The sequence below is a fragment of the Massilia aquatica genome (assembly GCF_011682045.1).
GTDB classification, from domain to species: domain Bacteria; phylum Pseudomonadota; class Gammaproteobacteria; order Burkholderiales; family Burkholderiaceae_D; genus Telluria_A; species Telluria_A aquatica.
In genome coordinates this window covers 1-720 of record NZ_VVIW01000077.1, presented here as the reverse complement: position 1 = coordinate 720, position 720 = coordinate 1, and the positions used below count along the sequence as shown (strand labels likewise).

Here is a 720-nt window from a genome sequence, read left to right as displayed (position 1 = left end):
CGAAGCCGTGTTCTGCCAGCAGATCCTGGTAAAGCGCGCTCGCGTACTGGCTGCCCCGGTCCGAATGGACGACGAGTCCCGGTGCCGGTTGCCGCTGTTGAATGGCCATGTTCAACGCGTCGCAGACCAGCTTGGCAGGCATGCTCGGCGCCATGGCCCAGCCGACCACCTTGCGCGCGTACAGGTCCAGAACTGTGGCCAGGTACAACCATCCTGCGCCGGTGCGAATGTACGTGATATCGCTGACGTAAGCCAGATTCGGTGCCGTTGGATTGAACTGCCGATTCAACACATTTGCGGCAATCGGCAGGTCGTGCTTGCTGTCTGTCGTGTGAACGAATTTCCGCTTCCAGACGGGCTTCAAGGCCGCCTTGCGCATCAAGCTGCGCACCTTGTAGCGCCCGATTTGGAAGCCTTCGTCAGCCATGGCCGTGACCAACCGACGGCTGCCGTAGCTCTGATGGCTTGCCATAAACAAGGCCTTCAGGTGCACGGTTTCCTTGCAGACGACTGGCTTGGTGGAACGACGCTGTGACGCGTAAAAACCGGACCGGCTGACGTCGAGGATGCGGCAGCTGTTCTGAACCGGGATGGCCTCCTTTTGCAGTTGAACAATGAGCTGATACATCATTTCATTTCGCGGGCAAAGAAGGCCGAGGCCTTTTTTAAGATAGTCACATCCTGTCTAAGCTGCACATTTTCCGCCTCCAATTGCCGGAT

1 protein-coding gene is annotated in these 720 nt (G+C 57.9%); it reads right to left on the bottom strand.

Annotation, left to right across the window (positions count from 1 at the left end):
- Nucleotides 1-628 (bottom strand): IS3 family transposase (locus F1609_RS33950; RefSeq protein WP_441294940.1); only part of this gene is annotated, 628 nt, incomplete at its 3' end.
- Between the last annotated feature and the right edge of the window lie 92 nt (nucleotides 629-720).